Annotated in this window: 20 protein-coding genes and 1 rRNA gene; 16 read left to right on the top strand and 5 right to left on the bottom strand. The window is 36.1% G+C overall.

The genetic code is table 11. The features are described 5' to 3' along the window. The first annotated feature begins 179 nt into the window (after positions 1 to 179). The 5 genes from recX (at position 180) to BV906_RS18665 (ending at position 3,359) form a co-directional block, all read left to right on the top strand. Positions 180 to 995, top strand: coding sequence for a recombination regulator RecX (recX, locus tag BV906_RS18685; RefSeq protein ID WP_087975135.1), 816 nt, complete (start codon positions 180 to 182; stop codon positions 993 to 995). Between the two features lie 57 nt (positions 996 to 1,052). Beyond that, the gene (locus tag BV906_RS18680; protein WP_087975134.1) at positions 1,053 to 1,388 is read left to right on the top strand and encodes a YfhH family protein; all 336 of its coding nucleotides are present in this window, start codon (positions 1,053 to 1,055) and stop codon (positions 1,386 to 1,388) included. Positions 1,389 to 1,645: 257 nt separating this feature from the next. Further along, complete coding sequence (locus BV906_RS18675) at positions 1,646 to 2,116, top strand: hypothetical protein (RefSeq protein ID WP_245844316.1); 471 nt, start codon at positions 1,646 to 1,648, stop codon at positions 2,114 to 2,116. Positions 2,117 to 2,336: 220 nt separating this feature from the next. After that, positions 2,337 to 2,873: a GNAT family N-acetyltransferase gene (locus BV906_RS18670; protein WP_087975132.1), complete on the top strand. Its 537-nt coding sequence runs from the start codon at positions 2,337 to 2,339 to the stop codon at positions 2,871 to 2,873. A 54-nt stretch (positions 2,874 to 2,927) separates the two neighbouring features. Then, entirely contained in the window at positions 2,928 to 3,359 is a 432-nt protein-coding gene (locus BV906_RS18665) for a hypothetical protein (protein ID WP_087975131.1), read from the top strand. Between the two features lie 789 nt (positions 3,360 to 4,148). Here BV906_RS18665 and BV906_RS18655 read toward each other — a convergent pair. Continuing rightward, positions 4,149 to 5,138, bottom strand: a complete 990-nt coding sequence (locus BV906_RS18655) for a metal-dependent hydrolase (protein ID WP_087975129.1) — start codon at positions 5,136 to 5,138, stop codon at positions 4,149 to 4,151. A gap of 159 nt (positions 5,139 to 5,297) precedes the next feature. On the opposite strand from BV906_RS18655, the gene mutY reads away from it, so the two are divergent. Then, the gene (gene mutY, locus BV906_RS18650; RefSeq protein ID WP_087975128.1) at positions 5,298 to 6,380 is read left to right on the top strand and encodes an A/G-specific adenine glycosylase; all 1,083 of its coding nucleotides are present in this window, start codon (positions 5,298 to 5,300) and stop codon (positions 6,378 to 6,380) included. Positions 6,381 to 6,413: 33 nt separating this feature from the next. Here the strand turns inward: mutY and BV906_RS18645 are convergent, their stop codons facing one another. Beyond that, positions 6,414 to 6,611: a hypothetical protein gene (locus BV906_RS18645; RefSeq protein ID WP_087975127.1), complete on the bottom strand. Its 198-nt coding sequence runs from the start codon at positions 6,609 to 6,611 to the stop codon at positions 6,414 to 6,416. Between the two features lie 168 nt (positions 6,612 to 6,779). Here BV906_RS18645 and BV906_RS18640 point away from each other — a divergent pair, with 168 nt between their 5' ends. The 3 genes from BV906_RS18640 to BV906_RS18630 all read left to right on the top strand — a co-directional run bounded on the left by BV906_RS18640 (position 6,780) and on the right by BV906_RS18630 (position 9,769). After that, positions 6,780 to 7,148: a gamma-type small acid-soluble spore protein gene (locus BV906_RS18640; RefSeq protein WP_087975126.1), complete on the top strand. Its 369-nt coding sequence runs from the start codon at positions 6,780 to 6,782 to the stop codon at positions 7,146 to 7,148. 241 nt (positions 7,149 to 7,389) lie between these two features. Next, entirely contained in the window at positions 7,390 to 7,917 is a 528-nt protein-coding gene (gene ntdP, locus BV906_RS18635; protein ID WP_087975125.1) for a nucleoside tri-diphosphate phosphatase, read from the top strand. A 94-nt stretch (positions 7,918 to 8,011) separates the two neighbouring features. Beyond that, a complete protein-coding gene (locus BV906_RS18630; protein WP_087975124.1) occupies positions 8,012 to 9,769 on the top strand; it encodes an ABC transporter ATP-binding protein in 1,758 nt (585 codons plus the stop codon). Positions 9,770 to 9,976: 207 nt separating this feature from the next. Here the strand turns inward: BV906_RS18630 and BV906_RS18625 are convergent, their stop codons facing one another. Further along, entirely contained in the window at positions 9,977 to 11,272 is a 1,296-nt protein-coding gene (locus tag BV906_RS18625) for a glutamate-1-semialdehyde 2,1-aminomutase (protein WP_087975123.1), read from the bottom strand. A gap of 494 nt (positions 11,273 to 11,766) precedes the next feature. On the opposite strand from BV906_RS18625, the gene BV906_RS18620 reads away from it, so the two are divergent. From BV906_RS18620 to perR, 5 genes are all read left to right on the top strand, one after another. Continuing rightward, positions 11,767 to 12,201: a potassium channel family protein gene (locus tag BV906_RS18620; protein WP_087975122.1), complete on the top strand. Its 435-nt coding sequence runs from the start codon at positions 11,767 to 11,769 to the stop codon at positions 12,199 to 12,201. Between the two features lie 56 nt (positions 12,202 to 12,257). Further along, on the top strand, positions 12,258 to 12,725 hold the full coding sequence (gene bcp / locus BV906_RS18615) for a thioredoxin-dependent thiol peroxidase (RefSeq protein ID WP_087975121.1): 468 nt from the start codon (positions 12,258 to 12,260) through the stop codon (positions 12,723 to 12,725). 114 nt (positions 12,726 to 12,839) lie between these two features. Continuing rightward, entirely contained in the window at positions 12,840 to 13,787 is a 948-nt protein-coding gene (locus tag BV906_RS18610; RefSeq protein WP_087975120.1) for a D-2-hydroxyacid dehydrogenase, read from the top strand. Between the two features lies 1 nt (position 13,788). Next, positions 13,789 to 14,346 (top strand): cob(I)yrinic acid a,c-diamide adenosyltransferase, encoded by a 558-nt coding sequence (locus tag BV906_RS18605; RefSeq protein ID WP_087975119.1) that lies wholly within the window; start codon positions 13,789 to 13,791, stop codon positions 14,344 to 14,346. Positions 14,347 to 14,664: 318 nt separating this feature from the next. Next, positions 14,665 to 15,108: a peroxide-responsive transcriptional repressor PerR gene (perR, locus tag BV906_RS18600; protein WP_087975118.1), complete on the top strand. Its 444-nt coding sequence runs from the start codon at positions 14,665 to 14,667 to the stop codon at positions 15,106 to 15,108. 40 nt (positions 15,109 to 15,148) lie between these two features. Here perR and pabB read toward each other — a convergent pair whose 3' ends face one another. Both pabB and BV906_RS18590 read right to left on the bottom strand, forming a co-directional pair. Further along, positions 15,149 to 16,888 carry an aminodeoxychorismate synthase component I gene (pabB, locus tag BV906_RS18595; RefSeq protein WP_087975117.1) on the bottom strand — a complete coding sequence of 580 codons (1,740 nt, stop codon included), beginning with the start codon at positions 16,886 to 16,888 and terminating at the stop codon, positions 15,149 to 15,151. An 84-nt stretch (positions 16,889 to 16,972) separates the two neighbouring features. Next, complete coding sequence (locus tag BV906_RS18590) at positions 16,973 to 17,356, bottom strand: YgzB family protein (RefSeq protein ID WP_087975116.1); 384 nt, start codon at positions 17,354 to 17,356, stop codon at positions 16,973 to 16,975. 291 nt (positions 17,357 to 17,647) lie between these two features. Between BV906_RS18590 and BV906_RS18585 the strand changes: the two genes are divergently transcribed. Together BV906_RS18585 and BV906_RS18580 are read left to right on the top strand one after the other, a co-directional pair. Beyond that, positions 17,648 to 18,541, top strand: coding sequence for a nucleotidyltransferase-like protein (locus tag BV906_RS18585; RefSeq protein WP_087975115.1), 894 nt, complete (start codon positions 17,648 to 17,650; stop codon positions 18,539 to 18,541). Between the two features lie 421 nt (positions 18,542 to 18,962). Continuing rightward, positions 18,963 to 19,052, top strand: a 16S ribosomal RNA gene (locus tag BV906_RS18580); the annotation flags it as partial.

Below are 19,052 nucleotides of genomic sequence, written 5' to 3'. Positions count from 1 at the left end.
AAACCCTCCAAGTAAAACCTATTGTCATTAGTAGTATATACATCAATTCGATTCTTAGCGTAGTGATTCGGGAATTATTTTCTAATAGAAAGTGTCCAGAAATAATGAAAATATCGTACCTATTCATAGTAGGCGACTTAACACTCATTCTGGTATGATAAAGGAAGGGGGTGAGAGCTATGAGAAAGATTACCCGAATCACTACACAAGTAAAAAATAAGAATCGGTACAATATTTTTTTGAACACTGCCAAGGGTGAAGAATATGGCTTTAGTGTGGATGAAGCTATTTTAATTGAATATCGACTTCGTAAAGGTCTCGAATTAGAAGATTCCATGATAACCACACTCGTTCAAAAAGATACATTACATAAATCATATACCCAAGCAATTAACTTTCTAAGCTATCGAATGCGATCAAAAAAAGAAATAATCGATTATTTAGTGAAAAAGGAAGTAGATGGGGAGCATATTGATCAAATAATCATAAAGCTGACAAATGAGAACTTGATTGATGATGAGCAGTTTGCGAATATGTTTGTTCTGACAAGAATAAATACATCTTCAAAAGGTCCGAAATTGATTAAAAAGGAATTGATGGATAAAGGTGTTTCGCAGGTAATAGCAGAATCAGCTCTAGAGAATTATCCAATTGAAATACAATATGAAAAAATAAAAAAACTAATGAGCAAAAAGATAAACTCCAGTAAGAAGGAATCCTACAAAAAACAGGTCCAAAAGCTGCAAACTACATTATTGCAAAAGGGGTTTGCACAAGCTGCAATAAAGGAAGCATTTGCTGACGTTTACGATGAGAAAGATACAGATGGAGAATGGGATGCACTTGTATACCAGGGAGAGAAGTTATTACGAAAGCATGAGTCGAAACATGAAGGATATGAACTGCGAAAAAAAGTAACGGAAGGCTTATACCGTAAAGGATTTTCTTTTGAAATGATTAACAAGTTTTTGACAGATAAAATAACAGAGGATTAAAAATGCTTTCCATTTAGATTGAACCATTGGTAAAATAGTAGGGGAAGGGGTGGACATATGAATTATCGCTACAGTGATTATTCAATTGAGCAATTATATAGAGAAATAGGTACATTAAAAGAAAAGGCCCAAAAGGCAGAACAATTGGGTAACGTTTCAGAGGTTCAAATAAATGAGCGAAAAATGCAAGTTGCTATGGCATATACGATGCATCCGGGTGACTTTTCTGCTGAAGAAATATATCAATTGAAAATGGAGCCTGGTTTTACATTTAAAATCAATTACATAAATGGTGTTTTTGCATGGGGACATCGAATTAACCTTCTTGAGGAAATGTATGAAAAAGAAGAAGCTCTTCCTATTTCATTGCTAGGTAAGAAGGTAATAAAATAATAAGCTCCTGATTTCTGCTTGGGACTGTTACTCGTTACACTGAAAATAAATGTAGGTCCGATAAAATGGTAAATAAAAGTCGTCTAAATTGACGGCTTTTTCTCTTATAATAACAACAGTAGTCAAATAAGAATTATAGCAATACACTTACATTGAACAAATTAGCAGTTCAATTTGAATAACTTTTTTATCTGAAAACTCATTATTTACAAGAAGAGGTTAATAATATGATTAACCTGTTTTAGGAGTGAGTTATGATGGATATAAGAAAAGTATTTTCTCTTGCTATGTTAATTATTCCGTGGCTAACTGTTCCTTTCCTCGGAAAACGTTCATTTTTTAGATTTTTGCCTGCAGCTAGTTTTATTAATTTATTCCTAAGTGCATTGAGCTTAATTGCTAATAAGAAAAAATGGTGGAAAAATACAAATCCTCTATCTCCCGGTTCTGTAGATTTCATATACTTTCTAGGTCCTTATTTTGTTGGCACACTGTGGGTATTTAAACTAACTTACGGTAAATTTTCCAAGTACTTACTTACAAATATAGTGCTGGATTGGATTAATGCTTTTCCATTCTTCTCCATCTCTCAAAAAATTGGATTATTTAAGTTAAAAAAGATGAGTAATACTATGTGGTTTTTCATGAGTGTGGTTTTGGCAATTGTAATTTATGGGGTTCAATTTTTAGTGGAATTATCATTTAAGCAAAAAGGTTCTCAAAAATAAAATGTAAGTGATTTTAGTTTAGATAATAGTCATAGTCTTTTCATATAAGTTAAACAAGGCGATCACCCATTGATTGCCTTTTTCTTTTTTTAAAAAGACTATGTAGAATATTATGTTAATATTGGATTTAGTTATTTGAATTGGCAGGTTAATTTAACAAAAAGGATTATAAAATACAATACGATACTAAATTAAGTAAAGAAACGAGGAGAACTTTGATATGATTAAATTAGAGTCTTTCATGGCATCTGATTTTCAGCAACTTATTAACTGGATAGATACGCCAGAGTTTTTACTTCAGTGGGGAGGGCCTGCATTCGAATTTCCTTTAAATGTCGCTCAGTTAGAAAAATATATTGAGAATGCCAATAGCGATAACTCAGATAAGTTGGTTTATAAAGTAGTAGATATAGAAACTGAAGATGTTATTGGTCACATTTCTTTAGGGAAAATAGATAGAAAAAACAAATCTGCAAGGGTTGGTAAAGTATTGGTTGGTAATAAAAACGTAAGAGGTAAAGGAATAGGTGAGCAAATGATAAAGGAAATCCTTACTATTGCTTTTGATGAACTTTATTTACATAGAATTAGTCTAGGAGTTTATGACTTTAATACTCCAGCAATATCCTGCTATGAAAAACTTGGATTTGCAAAAGAAGGATTACTTCGAGACGCTGCAAAAATTGGTGAAGAATATTGGAGTTCGTGGGAAATGAGTATTTTAGAAAGTGAATGGTTGGAAAAAATTAAAGGTTAGTCTTATTTTTGCCAACTGGTGAGTTATTAAAAGGGGTTTTAGGGGGCATATTTAATGAAATATTTCTTTAAGCTAAATGTGGTTAGTATTATATACGCTTTCATGGTATTTGTTCCTATTGAACTTATGGTAAATGTGTATAGGATTAGCAGACTAACAAATTGGACAATTAATACGGTAAATATTTTAACTAGCGTAACGATTATTGTTGAAATTATAGCGGGTACCATACTACTCTATTTCTTAATAAGAAAGTGGTTAGATGGTCGAAAGGCAAACTTTTGGACAGTTATACTATGGGTACCCTATTTTGTTCTTTTAGTTTATGTATTCGCATCTTTATTTCCGGTAACTTATGGTGGAGATTACCCTAATCCTGTGACAGGTCTTTTAGCAATAGGGGGACTCGCTGTTTATCCGTTTTACATACTAATTCTCAACTTTGTGGGTATGGCAAGTGATGATCAAAGGACTAGGACTGCCTAAATCAGGAAAATATTGTACAGACAAATAAAAATTCAGTTACTCTTTTAAAGATTTGAATGTTTATTAGGAATTGATAAAACTAAGTCATTTGGCTATCTGTATAAATCTGTCTTTTGTCTTTTGTTTTACAAGGGAATTATTGGGAAAATATTTGGTAATGAAGTTGTTTTCGGTGTGGGAGATTGCTCCCTTTTTTCTCTTTTTAGGGAAGAAAGGAGGTGATCGCAATGGAAATTCTAATGGAGTTACTACTACTTTGATAAAAGCAGTGTTCAATCATTTCATCGTTTTGCTATTCTCAAAGAAACGTGGTAAAAAATCAAAAAGAAGACCACCCGAAAATGCTCGGCCAGCAGGGGTGGTTCTTCTCGAGCGATGAACTTACCGTACGACGATGTCTATCCAGAACATCGTTTTTTATTCTTCTCATATTCTGCCAAAATTATGTAGATATAAAACAATTCAACGTGGGGTAGCAAAATATTCTATTAATACTCTATGGATGCGAGGTAAATAAACGGAGGTTAAGTTTAATAAAGGTTTTAATAGAAAACATTTATTAAATCCATTATAATTGCTGTGAACCTTAAATGACTATAAAATTGGCACCTCAATTGGCGATAGATATTTGTTGTACAATAACTATTGTAAGGGATAAATACCATGAAAAATTTGAGTGTCAAAACAATCCTAAATAGAATCAAAAATTAATATAGCAATCTAAATGGCATACGTCATTTCGTATGCCATTTTAGATTGTCAAATCATTATGAACCTTTGACTACTGTTTTATTTTGTAGTCGGATCACCGACATATAGTTTACTTTTAAGTTTGTGCTCGGAAAAGATCCAGCCAGTATAGGAACTGATGATATCCATGTTTTCGTCAATTTGCACTACGGCTACAAATGGATAGTATGTTTTAGAACGATAGCGAAGATCAATAAAGCGTATCTCTGTAAAAGAGTCAAAGTTATTAACTTCCCAACGGTAGACAGGAGAAAAATTCAAGAACGCTTGAATATTTTTATCTGTTTTTGCCATTTCCATAATTGGAGTGTCAGGTAATGGAACTTTCCAAAACTCATCCAAAATTTCAATATGGTGATTTATAACTGTACCAACGTAGAACTTATCCTCTGTTGTAATCGCAACACGCCAGTAGTTTTGTTTTATCGTAGGTGAGGTTGCAATTTCAACGGTATCTGGATAATAATCCTTTATTTTTTTTACGATTTCTCTTTTGTCCATATATCGTTTGATATAATATAAGACAATGACCGTATAAATGACGATCCAAGTATAGGCAGGATTTGCTCCAAGTGCCCATGCGGCGATACCTGCAATGTTTAGGAAGAATATATATGGATCAAATGTATTAATAATTCCCTTAGCAATCCATTTTCTTGAGAATGGCCTGAATGCTTGAGTACCATATGCATTAAAAAGGTCAACAAAAACATGGATGATGACTGCTAAAAATGTCCATAGCCATAAATGTAAATAATTCACATGTGGAACGAACATATATATAATGCCGGATACTAGCAAGCCCCATAACACAATTGCTGGAAGTGAGTGGGATGCACCGCGGTGGTGCCGTATATATGTTGCATTATTTTTAAGTTTAAAAACGGTATCAAAATCTGGGGCGTGTGATCCAATGACAGTGCCAACCAATACAGCATGGAACAATGTTGGATCATTTTGCACTGCAGGGTCTAATGTGGCAAGTCCGCCCAGTGCAATACCCATAACGATATGTGTACCAGTATCCATATTATAGAAGTCCTCCTTCATAAAAACTTTATTCTGCAAGAGGATATTCAAATTGTCTGGTTAAAAATGACAATTGCGTCCCCCGTTTTTTTATCTTTTTTTGAACACTACTATTAATAAATTTCTATGCGTGTATTGTAACATAAAGGAAGTGCAATGATGACGGATCAACTATTAAATAATTTTAACAGTTTACAATTTCAAAATGATTTGCTTCGATGGTATACCGAAACCAAACGGGATCTACCTTGGCGTAAAGAAAGAGATCCATATAAAATATGGGTTTCAGAGATCATGCTGCAACAGACCAAGGTGGATACAGTTATCCCTTATTTTAATCATTTTATCGATAAATATCCTAATTTGTATGAGCTTGCTGCTGCCGACCAACAGGATGTTCTTAAATCATGGGAAGGTTTAGGTTACTATTCCCGTGCAAGGAACCTTCAAAACGCTGTTCGTGAAGTTGTTGAAGAATATGGTGGAGAGGTACCATCCACACCAAAAGAGCTCGGATCATTAAAAGGCATAGGTCCCTATACACAGGGAGCAATTTTATCGATTGCTTTTAATCAACCAGAACCAGCAGTTGATGGTAATGTAATGCGGGTTTTTTCAAGGATTTTAAAAATTGAAGAAGATATCGCCAGGCAACGCACAAAGAAACTGTTCGAGGGGTATGTACGTGAACTGATTTCCAAAGAAGATCCATCCTCCTTTAATCAGGCAATTATGGATCTTGGGGCAACAATCTGTACACCGAAATCACCAGCCTGCATGTTCTGTCCCGTACAGGAATATTGCAGAGCTTTTGCTGAAGGTATTCAAGAAGAATTACCAATCAAAAAGAAGGCAAAAAAACAGAAAACAATTGCCTATGTTGTTTTATTAATCGAAAATGAAAATGGCGAATTTATTATCGAAAAAAGATCAGAAAATGGATTGCTGGCAAGTTTATGGCAATTTCCGATGGTGCCAATTGAAGAGATTGGCATGGGGCACCTTGAAAATTGGGTGTACAGTGAGTATGGATTACGTATTAATCTAAATCAGCAATTAGGAAAGTTAAAACATGTATTTTCCCATCTGATTTGGAAGTTGGAAATCTTTGGGGCAAGTACAGACCAAACAGCCATAGATGATGATCGAATCATTTTTGTTGATCGATCTGACATTACAAACTATCCTTTTCCTGTTTCACATCAGAAAATGCTGAAATATATTACTAATTCAACTAAATGAAGATACGATATAAAAAAACAGTCAAGCCCCCCTTTAAAGGTTGAGGGAGTCTTGACTGTTTTCTACTCGCTTATACATTTCCCTATTGATTTCATGTAAAATGGTTAATCCCTCTGAATTTATATAAGGGAGAATTTGTGAGAGAGCATGCTGAAAAAACTGTAATTCGTTATCCTGCCACCTTGTCTTACTCATCATGGACAGTTCTGTGAAGTCTCTTGGTGTATTCATAGCTGTAACCTCCAATAATGAAGTGGAATCGCAATTATAAGTTATGCTTTTTCCCTGTAATTTATTCGCCCGGAAGTGTTTCCTTTATTAGGTTCTGTAAAATTAATAAAAATTTATTGGATAACTTTTCGGTAAGTGGAGAAATTAATTATTGCGGAGGTGATAGTGATGGCTAAAAAACCAAATCAAACAACTGCAGGTACAAACGTTCAAAAGGTAAGACAACAAAACCAACAAGCAGCACAAGGGCAAGGACAGTTTGGTACTGAATTTGCTTCGGAGACAAATGCTCAGGAAGTAAGACAACAAAACCAACAAGCAGCACAAGGGCAAGGCCAATTTGGAACTGAGTTTGCTTCCGAGACAAATGCTCAAGAAGTAAGACAACAAAACCAACAATCGGCACAAAGAAAAAGTCAACAAGTGCAAGGACAAGCTGCAAAAGGACAAGGCCAGTTTGGAACTGAGTTTGCTTCTGAGACAAATGCTCAGGAAGTAAGAAAGCAAAACCAACAATCTCAATCAAACAAGAAGTAACAACCGATATTCCAGGTGACAAAAAAGAGTTTCCTTCTATTTCAGAAGGAGACTCTTTTTTTGTTAAGAAAGCATGGATTCCAGGCAGCAATGATGTCATGAACATAAACAGTTACATTCATTTTCAATCCCTCTAACTTTGCTATAGAACTCATTACGCTTTATATTTAGGCATGATACCATTATAATGAATGGATAATTGATGCGGAAATAAATATATGGGGAAAGGAAGATAGATAGAATGGTGGCTCCGAGGGCAGGTTCTAAAATGCAAATACAAAGTTACAAACATAATGGACAGCTCCATCGGACATGGGAGAATAGTGTAGTATTGAAAGGTACGGAATCGATTGTTATTGGTGCAAATGATAGAACTCTGGTGACGGAGAGTGACGGCCGGACTTGGATTACAAGGGAACCGGCAATTTGTTATTTCCATTCAAAGTATTGGTTTAATATTATAGGTATGCTGCGGGAAGATGGTATACATTACTATTGCAATATAAGTTCTCCCTTTATATTCGATGATGAGGCATTAAAGTATATTGATTATGATTTAGATGTTAAAGTGTATCCGGATATGACCTATGATCTTTTGGATGAAGATGAATATGACGAACATAAACAATTAATGAATTATCCGGTCGTATTAGATAGAATTCTTCATAATAATATGGAATATCTGTTACGATGGGTTAGACAACGAAAAGGACCGTTTGCACCTGATTTTGTTGATGGCTGGTATGAACGGTATTTGACATATCGTTAAAATTGCATAACATCAACTAACTCAAGTATTGGGGCTTACCCGTGTTATTAAAAAGTGTAGCAGGGGTTTTCTATTGATAATAGGGGAAGATAAAATGAGCAGTGTTAAGCAATACATGAAATTTGTAAAACCATATAAATGGAAGATTTTATTGACAATTTTAGTTGGCATTATAAAATTTGGTATTCCATTACTAATGCCTTTAATTTTGCAATATGTGATAGATGATATTATTGGAGCGGAAAATATTGCAGATGCAGAAAAAATTAATAATCTTTTCTGGATCATGGGTATTGCCTTTGTCGTATTTCTTGTACTCCGCCCGCCTATTGAATACATTCGTCAATATCTTGCACAATGGGTAGGTAATACAATTTTATATGATATAAGGGACAAGCTATTCGATCACATACAAAAACTGAGCTTAAAATTCTATTCTCAGACAAAAACCGGCGAAATTATTTCCCGGGTAATAAATGATGTCGAACAAACGAAGAATTTCGTGATTACTGGTCTAATGAATGTTTGGCTTGACCTTATTACGATTCTAATCGCGATTGGAATCATGTTAACAATGGATGTTGGTTTGACCATCGTTACAGTGATCTTATTTCCACTATTCGGTTTTGCGATAAAATACTTTTTCGGCAAATTACGACGATTGACAAGGGAAAGATCTCAGGCTTTGGCAGAAGTGCAAGGTCATCTGCATGAGCGTATCCAAGGTGTTCCGGTAACACGAAGCTTTGCTTTAGAAGACTATGAACAAGGCCAATTTCAAACACGTAACAGAAACTTCCTTGATAAAGCATTACATCATACCGATTGGAATGCCAAAACGTTTGCAGTAACGAATACAATCACGGATATTGCTCCACTCATTGTAATTGCATTTGCTGGTTATCAAGTGATTTTGGGAAATGTTACGTTGGGTACTATGGTAGCATTTATCGGTTATATTGAGCGGGTATATAGCCCACTAAGAAGACTTATCAATTCTTCGACAACACTTGTACAGGCTGTTGCTTCCATTGACCGTGTATTTGAATTTCTAAACGAAAAGTATGATATCGTCGATAAAGATAATGCAGTTGACGCAGGTAGGCTAAAAGGAACCGTCGAATTTGCAAATGTTTCATTTAAATATGACGAGGAAGAGCGTGCTGTACTGGAAAATGTTAACTTAAATGTCGAAAAGGGCGAAACTATTGCGTTTGTTGGTATGAGCGGTGGAGGAAAATCAACCTTAATCAGTCTAATTCCAAGATTTTACGATGTTACTGGCGGTGCAATTAAAGTCGATGGGATCGATATTCGGGACATGAAAGCCAGGTCATTGCGAAATAATATTGGAATGGTTTTGCAGGATAATATACTTTTCAGTGAATCAATTGCAATGAATATTCGGATGGGAAATCCTGATGCAACAGATGAAGAAGTAGTAGCGGCGGCAAAGGCTGCAAATGCACATGACTTTGTTGAAACATTGCCACAGGGCTATGACACATTAGTCGGTGAACGTGGTGTGAAATTATCTGGTGGGCAGAAGCAACGCGTCGCTATAGCACGTGTATTTCTAAAAAATCCACCAATATTGATCTTCGACGAAGCGACATCGGCACTCGATTTGGAAAGTGAGCATTTAATCCAAGAAACAATGGAAGAGTTGGCCTCTGTAAGGACAACCTTTATTGTTGCACACCGATTGGCAACCATCACACATGCCGATAGAATTGTTGTTGTAGAGAATGGTCAAATCGTGGAAATTGGTTCACATAATGAGTTGATGCAGTTGCAAGGTCACTATTATGATTTATATCAAATACAGCATTTGGATGATGGAAAAGAATAAAAAAATGACCTCTCCACCAAAGGAGAGGTCATTTTTCTTGGCTGATTTCTTAATATGTGTGCTTTAGCGCAAGTTGGCTCACCAGCCGCCCTAAGGTGCGCGAAGTATATTTCCCAGAGCGGTCGCCGAAGTCTCTTTTCTTAAATGGAAATTTCTCTCATTTGCGAGTATTTTAAAGCAAAAAAACTTTAAACAAAGATCCTTTTATTATTTATTAGCCATCTTTTTAAATGCGTGTCCAACAGCGTCAATTGTTTCTTCGATATCTGATTCTTTATGTTCGGTTGTCAGGAACCATGCTTCATATTTAGATGGTGCGAGATTAATTCCTTGCTCAAGCATTAATTTGAAGAACGTAGCAAATGCTTCTCCATCGGTTGCTTCCGCCTGTGCATAATTTGTTATTCTTTCATTGCCAAAAAATACGGTAAGTGCCCCACGTACACGGTTAACAGAAATCTCGAGATCAAATTCGGTTGCTTTTGCAAGAATTCCTTTTTCCAATTGTTCTCCCAATTGATCTAATTTTTCATAAATCCCGTCCTGCTTCAAAACCTCCAGGCAGGCAATTCCTGAAGCCATGGATGCGGGATTTCCAGACATTGTACCTGCTTGGTATGCTGGTCCTAATGGTGCAACTTGTTCCATAATATCTTTGCGACCACCATAAGCACCAATTGGTAATCCACCACCAATTATTTTGCCCATTGCAGTCATATCAGGCTCCACGCCATACAACTGCTGTGCGCTGCCATATGTGAAGCGAAAAGCAGTGATTACCTCATCATAGATGACAAGTGCTCCTGCATCATGTGTCAAATCATTTACTGCTTGAAGAAATCCTTCATGTGGTTCTACAATGCCAAAGTTTCCGACGATTGGTTCCACTAATATGGCTGCAATTCGACCTTTCCATTTGGTCAAAGCTTCTTTGTAAGCTTCCAAATCATTAAACGGAACAGTAATCACATCTTCTGCCGTTGACTTTGGTACACCGGCGGAATCGGGTGTTCCCATTGTAGATGGACCTGAACCGGCTTGAACTAATACGGCATCGAAATGTCCATGATAACAGCCTGCAAATTTAATGATTTTGGTCCGTCCTGTATATGCTCTTGCCACACGAATCGTTGTCATAACTGCTTCTGTACCTGAATTATTAAAGCGTACTTTTTCAAGTGAAGGGATTGCTTCTTTGAGCATTTTCGCAAATTGATTTTCCAGTTTCGTTGGAGTTCCGTATAATACACCGGTGGTTGCTGCATGTGCAATTGCTTTTGCAATATGTGGATGGGCATGTCCCGTAATTATTGGTCCGTATGCTGCAAGGTAATCGATATACTTGTTCCCATCAACATCCCAAAAATAAGGTCCTTGGCCACGTTCCATATATACTGGTGACCCACCACCTACAGCTTTGAATGCACGTGAAGGCGAGTTAACTCCACCAACAATATGCTCCAATGCTTCTTTATGCAGTTCCTCTGATTTTGTGAAATTCATCTATCATTTTCCTCCCTTAAGTGTCCATGCATAGCATGTGACATTATTTAATATAACAAAAAAAGGTAATGAACACATTCATATTGATTAACACGCCAACAGCATAATGTCTTCGTGTATTACCCAGAGCTGGTTAGAAGTTTAAATTCTATTAACTGCATTAGTGATTGTAAAAAATCTCATCATACAGCTTTACCAGTCCGGGTGAGTGGAGGGCGGTGACTCTTGCTTAGAACAGCACGTGTCCGAGGACCAGAAGAGTGGTTTTCTCTTCGGGGCTTGAGGGTGCGCATCCGCCCGCACGATCGCGGACGGCCGCAAAAGGAAATCAGCCAGCAGTTACAAAGGATCTAACATAGATAGTAGTTAGTTCGTAGTTTATCGCGACTAGGGGCAGATAACAGCAATCTATACGAAGACAGCCTTTTAAAAGACAAGCCTGCAGTTATATTGCATATACATAATAAGGATTATAAAAAAGAGGGGATTCTGTCATGATTATTCCTTGGCTATTATTTGTTGCAGTCTGCTGTGTCATTGTGAAAAGTTTAGCCGATTTTATTCGTGGAAATAAACGGAGTATTACACTAGAAACCTGGAGTAACCATTTTTCAACGGAAGTATTTGTAGCCTTATTATGTATTTATGTGATTGTCATGTTTGGGTATGGATTGATATATTTTATTTTATCCTTTCAGGGGATTATTCTTGTAGAGAATGGAGAGCTGCGGGATGTGAGTATACTAGGATCTATGATTCATTCTATTTACTTTAGTGGTGTCACCTTGCTCACTATTGGTTATGGTGATATAACTCCGATTGGAATAGGCAGGTTGATTGCTTTAACGGAAGCATTAATCGGGTACGTTCTACCAGCTGCATTTGTTTTAAAGATTGTCCAGTTCGGTGGTAGAAGCAGGGAAGAATGAATCTAGCCCTCCAATATGATATAGTGAAATTAATTATGTAATGGAGGGGTTTTAGTATGACAGTAGAAGTTGGGAAACAGGTTGAAGACTTTACGTTACAGAACCATTCGGGGGAAGAGGTTAGCCTATCCGATTTTAGAGGAAAACATGTTGTTCTATATTTTTATCCGAAAGATATGACACCGGGATGTACAACAGAAGCTTGTGATTTCCGTGATCAACATGAAAGCTTTGCTGAACTGGATGCAGTTATTATCGGAATCAGTCCTGACCCGGTGAAAAGTCATCAGAAATTTATCGATAAACATGAATTGCCGTTTATGCTTTTAGCTGATGAAGATCATAAGGTAGCAGAAGACTTTGGTGTATGGAAATTGAAGAAAAACTTCGGTAAAGAATATTATGGTATCGAACGCTCCACATTTATTATCGATAAAGAGGGAAGTCTTCAAAAAGAATACCGCAAAGTAAAAGTAGATGGTCATGTAGAAGATGCACTTACATTTATAAAAGAAAGTTTATAATCTAGTATAGAACAGTCCTTTTTAGGGCTGTTTTTGGTTTTTGAAATCTTTTTACTACTCAGATATAAGGAAAACGTTTACAATAAAGTTACGAAGAACAGGGAGGGAATAGCATTGATATTATTTACTGCGAAGCTATCAAACAAGCATAAGGATGAATTGAAAGGAACGTTTACAGAACAAAAAATTGTGTATTCTAAAAGTGAAGATGAAACAATAAAATATTTACCAGAGGCAGAAGTAATCGTAACCTATGGGAGCGACTTAACGGAAGACCTATTAAATAACGCTGCCAGCCTGAAATGGATCATGGTATTGTCTGCAGGAGTGGACGAATTGCCTTTTCAACTTTTGGAGGAGAAAAATGTTGTAGTTACAAATGCAAGAGGAATACATAAAGTGCAAATGGCTGAATATGCAATATCGATGCTGCTTGAGGTGTATCGTCAGGGAAAAAGAATTATGGAGCGAGAAAAGGAACAAAACTGGGATCCAACAGTTAAAGTTAATGAGATTTCAAATAAAACGATTATCATTGCAGGCACTGGTGCCATTGGACAAGAAGTAGCAAGGCTAGCTAAAGCTTTTCGAATGAAAACGATTGGAATATCAAGAAGTGGAAAAACAGTTGAGTTCTTTGACGAAAATCATACAAATGATGAACTAAACCAAGTCTTACCTCAAGCGGATTTCCTTGTCTCCGTCCTGCCAAGTACAGAAGAGACAAAGGAATTTTTTACAGACGAACATTTTCAGGCTATGCCAGAACATGGTGTTTTCTTGAATATGGGACGCGGTGATGCAGTTACAAGCGATGTCATTCTAAAAGCCATTCAACATGGAGAAATTGCACATGCCGTATTAGATGTGTTTGAAGAGGAGCCATTGCCTAAAGGTCATCCATTTTGGGCGGAAGAAAATATTACGGTTACACCACATATTTCTGGTAAGTCACCACATTATGTTACAAGAGCAATGGGAATTTTTAGAAAAAATCTAATAAACCACATCGAACAAAAAGATGATTATATCAATAAAGTAAATTTATCTAGGGGGTATTAAGATGCGCATATATACTCGATCAGGTGATAAGGGCCAAACATCCTTAGTTTATGGAAAACGCGTACCAAAAAATCATTTACGTGTGGAAGCATATGGAACATGTGATGAAGCTAATTCTGTAATTGGTTTAGCATTAAGTTTCCTTGATGAACAAGAGTGGGATGGTAAAGCAGCCTTTTTCGAACAAATGCATCGTGTACAGACAATTCTTTTTCACGTAGGGGCTGAACTTTCCACACCAAACGATAAGGAAGTCAGCTGGAAGTTGAAAGGTAGTCATATAGAAGAGATGGAAAAGCAAATTGATGAATGGGATAAGCAAATGGATCCATTAAAAAACTTTATACTTCCATCCGGTCACAGTACATCCAGTGCCTTACATACAGCAAGAACGGTTGTAAGACGAGCAGAGCGCATGGCAGTAGGTTTAGGTGATGAATTGGAAAATGAACTTGTTTTATCTTATTTAAATCGCTTATCCGACTTCCTATTTGTCGCAGCAAGATATGTAAATAAACAACTTGGTGGAGAAGAGTTAGTGTTGAATGTTGATATATAAATACTGATAAATCTAATGCAGGCATATATTGATAGAGGTTGTTCTAAACTTAAGGCCGGTGAAAATAACGCGTCAAATTTCGCAAGAATGCTTGCTTTTCCATGTATAAACGTACGTTGAATATAATTCTGCACCTCTATCTAAAAGTGTACTTGGGGGAAGTGGATTCCTCGGTCTTTTTTATCTTTCTTTTTGAATACGCATTAATATACTATTATTGACAGAGTACTATCAAAGCAGGTACACTAATTATAAAGATTATAATCTAATAATATTATTAAACGGAATGCAATATATTTGAAAGAGAGGTGGTTGACGGTGTCTGAAGAACGTTTACAGGAAGCGATTGATACATTAAAGGAATCAGGCGTCCGTATCACACCACAACGTCATGCGGTTCTGGAATACTTGCTTAATGCGATGGTCCATCCTACTGCAGATGAAATATATAAAGCGTTAGAGGGAAAGTTCCCCAATATGAGTGTTGCTACAGTATATAATAATCTGCGCGTATTAAAAGAAATAGGACTCGTTAGAGAATTGACCTATGGAGATTCATCAAGTCGATTTGATTGTAACACTTCTGATCATTATCATATTATTTGCGATGCTTGCGGCAAGATAGTTGATTTCCATTATCCGCCACTCGACGAAGTGGAATCCCTCGCGGAACAAGTCACAGGATTTGATGTAAGTTATCACCGCCTGGAGTTGTATGGTAAATGTGATGGTTGCAAGAAGTTACAAACGCAAAAGCATTGAAACTAAAAAACCAAATGCCATTGGAGCATTTGGTTTTTTTTTATGGCTTTTTCCGAAATTTTACTTGGACCCATTTCCTCACACTGTTAATTAACCAAATCCTTGAAACCATAGAAAGCTCATCGATAACTATTTTTCTTTCTAAGATAATACCTTTTTCAAGTAAATCTTTCCTGTATGTGCCTGCTAGCAGACCTGATGCTAATGGGGGAGTATAAAGTTTATCGTTCATCTCCATTACTACATTTCCTGTGGTGAATTCAGTGATTTCTTTGTCTTCATTCCATAGAAGAACATCATAAACATTCGGATGATGCTTTAATATATTTTCATAAATACTTCTGTTTGTCGTTTTATGATGAAGAAATACATTTTCTTTAATTACAGGTATATTTGCCAATTCTATCTGAAGGGGAGCAGTAAAGGCCTTAATTTCTTTTCCTTCTATATAGATATCACCATTTCTACTGGATAGTAATCGAACCTTCCACTTTCCTTCAGCATGTTGATTTGCAAACGCGTGTAATTTATCTTTAATAGTTATGAAATCAACTTTATATTTAAAATGTTCTGCTGTTTGGCGCAGTCTATTTAAATGATTGTTTAAAACAAGATAGGAGCCGTCTTCAAGTCCGAGTGATTCCAATAAATCAAATTCAAGAGGTTTCACATTCAATATCTTTGCTTTAACGAGAATTTCATCATACTCTTCCTTGTCTATGGAATCCCAAGTAATACCACCACCTACTCCATACCTAGCACTTCCATTTTTATTATTAATGATAGTAGTACGAATTGGCACGTTAAAAATTGCTTCTCTGTCGGGAGTTATATAACCAATGGCACCACAGTAAACATCTCTTGGACTGCTCTCAAGATTATTGATTATATTCATTGTGCTTATTTTGGGCGCTCCTGTAATAGAACCACAAGGAAATAGGCTCCTGAAAATATCAGTGATTGTTTTATCATTTGAAATTTCCCCAGTAATAGTAGAAGTCATCTGGAAGACGGTCGGATATTCTTCAATGGAATATAAGCTGGGTACCTCTACAGACCCTTGATTTGCGATTGTTCCGAGATCATTCCGTAATAAATCAACAATCATTGCATTTTCAGCGCGATTTTTTTCTGATTGATACAACCAGTCGGAGTTAGATTGATCTTCCTGCTTATCCTTGCCTCGACCGATTGTACCTTTCATTGGTTTAGTAGTAATCTTATTTTCTTTTAAGTGGAAAAATAATTCAGGTGAAGCGGAAATAATGGAATAATCTCCAATGTTTAAATAAGCACTGTAATTTGCTGCCTGAGCTTGGGCCAATTGATTGTAATAGGAAATAGTGCTTCCATTGAATTTTGATTGCATTCGAATTGTATAATTGACTTGATATGTAATGCCTTGCTCAATAAAACTCTTGATTCGGTTAATATTATTGTTATACTCATTAACTTTTGTTTGTGCTTTCCAATCGGAGGTGGAAAAAGCCTCAAAATTTTGAAGAGAAGTCTCCTCTGGTTTTTCGAAAATCCCAAACCAGAGGAGAGGCATTTCTGGATTGGGATTTACTTGAAAAGATTGGTCAAAAGCGGGTGAAGCTTCATAGGAGATATAACCGGCAGCGTAGTATCCGTTATTTGTTTCGTCCTCAATCTGTTTCAGTAAAGGAATCACTTCCTCTATTAAAGATGTGGAAATGATTTTGGTTGGTTTTTTAAATAATAAAGGATTCATTTTCCCATCCTTGTCAATAAAATCAAAATGTAGCAACGGTATCATCTAAATTATTTCCTTTCTTACCGGTTTATAGGAACTTCATTTATTTTTGGTTAAAAAAATCCGTCAAGATCGACGGATTTTTCGTTACTTATGATTGTCTTTCGTAGCTTTAGCATATCTGCGCTTATTGTATTTTTCATCGAACTCTTCACCTTCTAGATTCCTGTCCATTGTTAATGTTTGTTTGCAGTGCATACAAGCATCGACACGCCCAAGCATTTTTGTCGGCTTTTCACAGCTTGGACAGACAACAGGAACAGCTTTGAGTGACAAGGTACCTATCCAGACATATACAGCACAGCTTAGAACGACTGCTAATAAACCTAATAAAAAGAATATAACCATAAGCCATTCGATATTCTTTGTTAATATTCCTGCATACATTAAAAGGATTCCACCGAAAACCAGGATTAAAGCAAACGTTCTTATTTTATTTATTTTACTTGAATAAACCAATTGTTGTGCCATGTTGTTCCCCCTTAATTTACAATTGTAGTATAGCATATTTTCATAAAAGTTTTGTATTTGATAAAGGATTTCCACTTAATGAAACGAATTATATATAATAGAGGATGTTTAAAAAAGTCCGGTAAAAGTGACACATCGAATTTTCTAGTTAGCGGTAGCAGAACCACCTGTGCAAGCCGGCAACTCACGTATTAATAGGTGAGTAGCCGGTAGCTACGCTGCCTCGAACTTCTTGGTCCTTTTTATCCTCCTTTTTGAACACAAGTAAATAGAAGAATGGGGGAAAAGGAAATGGAAAACTTCCTGAGACCGATATACCAGGAACACGCAAGTAATCCGAATACAATAGGGATATTGATAATAGAAAAGACACAGTTTGCCAGCCCAATTACAGACGACTTTGATGTTATTTTACTTATCATCGTTAGAAATTATGAACAATCGATGTATGTAAAACATTATGAGGTTACTGATAAAACAGCAGCAGTACATGTTGTGGATGAAGGTATTTTGATGGATTGGATTGATCTAAGTGGTTACCGTAGAGCTGTTGAATGGGTTATATATGGAAAAACTGTGTTTGATCGTAATGAATATGTTTTTAGATTAAAAGAAGAACTTCGGGATTTCCCCCGTGAAAAGCGTGAACTGAGGAAGGCAATTAATTTCGGTAAGCTTGTGAAGTCATATAGTGAAGCAAAATCTCTATATGAATCCGGAGAACTTAAAGATGCACATAGTAAAATCCTGAACTCCCTTCATTATTTAGCAAGACTTTCAGTAATTGAGAAAGGATTTTACCCAGAAGTAACTGTTTGGGCGCAAGTAAAGAATATCGATTTGGAAGTGTATAAACTATATGAAGTATTTATCGATCGGCAAGAAGAAGTGAAGCAAAATATTGAATTGATGATTATTGCAATGGACTTTGTTATGAATAAAAGGGCAAAGTCATCAGCCAAGCACCTGTTAGAATTAATGAAGACAAATGACAGACCCTGGTCGTACGCAGATATTAAGAACAAACCCATGGTACAACCTTACAGATTTAACTTGAGCGCTATACTTTCCTATTTGGTTGAAAAGAGTATAATTTCAGTAATACTAGAAGAAACAAAAGGCGTCGGCGTATTTCAAAGAAAATATATTGTAAATGACATGGGTAACAATCATGATGCAGAATGAATAGTATAAATGAGATTCATAAAGAACCTAGTGCTGATAATGAGTTGCTAGGTTTTTTGCTGCCTTTCATGTGTACCGTAGCGCTTTATAACGGGAATGTAAATTTAATGTAAAATAACCGTTGACTTTAATAATTAACCATGGTAAAGTTATATCCGTTGCCAAATTCCACAAGGAAATGCGACAAAAAAGATTAAAAATAGTTGTTGACATCAAATCAATGATTATGTTATATTAGAGAAGTCGCCGCTGAGAAAGCGACTTACAAATTTGCTCTTTGAAAACTGAACAAAACAACCAGTATGTCAAGAAAAGAAAACATGTTTTTCTTTTCAAACAACTCATTAAGTTTCACTTATTGAGTATGCAACAAGCTAAGAACATAAATGGAATTAACTGATGTTGATTCTATTCAAACACTTTTATGGAGAGTTTGATCTTGGCTCAGGACGAACGCTGGCGGCGTGCCTAATACATGCAAGTCGAGCGCGGGAAGCAACCAGATCCCTTC

It is taken from the genome of Oceanobacillus rekensis, assembly GCF_002153375.1.
Classification (GTDB): Bacteria; Bacillota; Bacilli; order Bacillales; family Amphibacillaceae; genus Oceanobacillus; species Oceanobacillus rekensis.
Note: the sequence above shows the minus strand (reverse complement) of the source record. Positions and strands in the feature narration are given on the sequence as shown.

Excerpts from the sequence above, each read along its gene's own strand:
- BV906_RS18670 (WP_087975132.1), top strand. The coding sequence starts at position 2,337 with ATGATTAAATTAGAGTCTTTCATGGCATCTGATTTTCAGCAACTTATT.
- BV906_RS18630 (WP_087975124.1), top strand. The coding sequence starts at position 8,012 with ATGAGCAGTGTTAAGCAATACATGAAATTTGTAAAACCATATAAATGG.
- BV906_RS18655 (WP_087975129.1), bottom strand. The coding sequence starts at position 5,138 with ATGGATACTGGTACACATATCGTTATGGGTATTGCACTGGGCGGACTT.
- BV906_RS18605 (WP_087975119.1), top strand. The coding sequence starts at position 13,789 with ATGCGCATATATACTCGATCAGGTGATAAGGGCCAAACATCCTTAGTT.
- mutY (WP_087975128.1), top strand. The coding sequence starts at position 5,298 with ATGACGGATCAACTATTAAATAATTTTAACAGTTTACAATTTCAAAAT.
- BV906_RS18640 (WP_087975126.1), top strand. The coding sequence starts at position 6,780 with ATGGCTAAAAAACCAAATCAAACAACTGCAGGTACAAACGTTCAAAAG.
- BV906_RS18680 (WP_087975134.1), top strand. The coding sequence starts at position 1,053 with ATGAATTATCGCTACAGTGATTATTCAATTGAGCAATTATATAGAGAA.
- recX (WP_087975135.1), top strand. The coding sequence starts at position 180 with ATGAGAAAGATTACCCGAATCACTACACAAGTAAAAAATAAGAATCGG.
- ntdP (WP_087975125.1), top strand. The coding sequence starts at position 7,390 with ATGGTGGCTCCGAGGGCAGGTTCTAAAATGCAAATACAAAGTTACAAA.
- BV906_RS18585 (WP_087975115.1), top strand. The coding sequence starts at position 17,648 with ATGGAAAACTTCCTGAGACCGATATACCAGGAACACGCAAGTAATCCG.
- BV906_RS18675 (WP_245844316.1), top strand. The coding sequence starts at position 1,646 with ATGGATATAAGAAAAGTATTTTCTCTTGCTATGTTAATTATTCCGTGG.
- pabB (WP_087975117.1), bottom strand. The coding sequence starts at position 16,888 with ATGATACCGTTGCTACATTTTGATTTTATTGACAAGGATGGGAAAATG.
- BV906_RS18645 (WP_087975127.1), bottom strand. The coding sequence starts at position 6,611 with ATGAATACACCAAGAGACTTCACAGAACTGTCCATGATGAGTAAGACA.
- bcp (WP_087975121.1), top strand. The coding sequence starts at position 12,258 with ATGACAGTAGAAGTTGGGAAACAGGTTGAAGACTTTACGTTACAGAAC.
- BV906_RS18590 (WP_087975116.1), bottom strand. The coding sequence starts at position 17,356 with ATGGCACAACAATTGGTTTATTCAAGTAAAATAAATAAAATAAGAACG.
- BV906_RS18665 (WP_087975131.1), top strand. The coding sequence starts at position 2,928 with ATGAAATATTTCTTTAAGCTAAATGTGGTTAGTATTATATACGCTTTC.
- BV906_RS18625 (WP_087975123.1), bottom strand. The coding sequence starts at position 11,272 with ATGAATTTCACAAAATCAGAGGAACTGCATAAAGAAGCATTGGAGCAT.
- BV906_RS18620 (WP_087975122.1), top strand. The coding sequence starts at position 11,767 with ATGATTATTCCTTGGCTATTATTTGTTGCAGTCTGCTGTGTCATTGTG.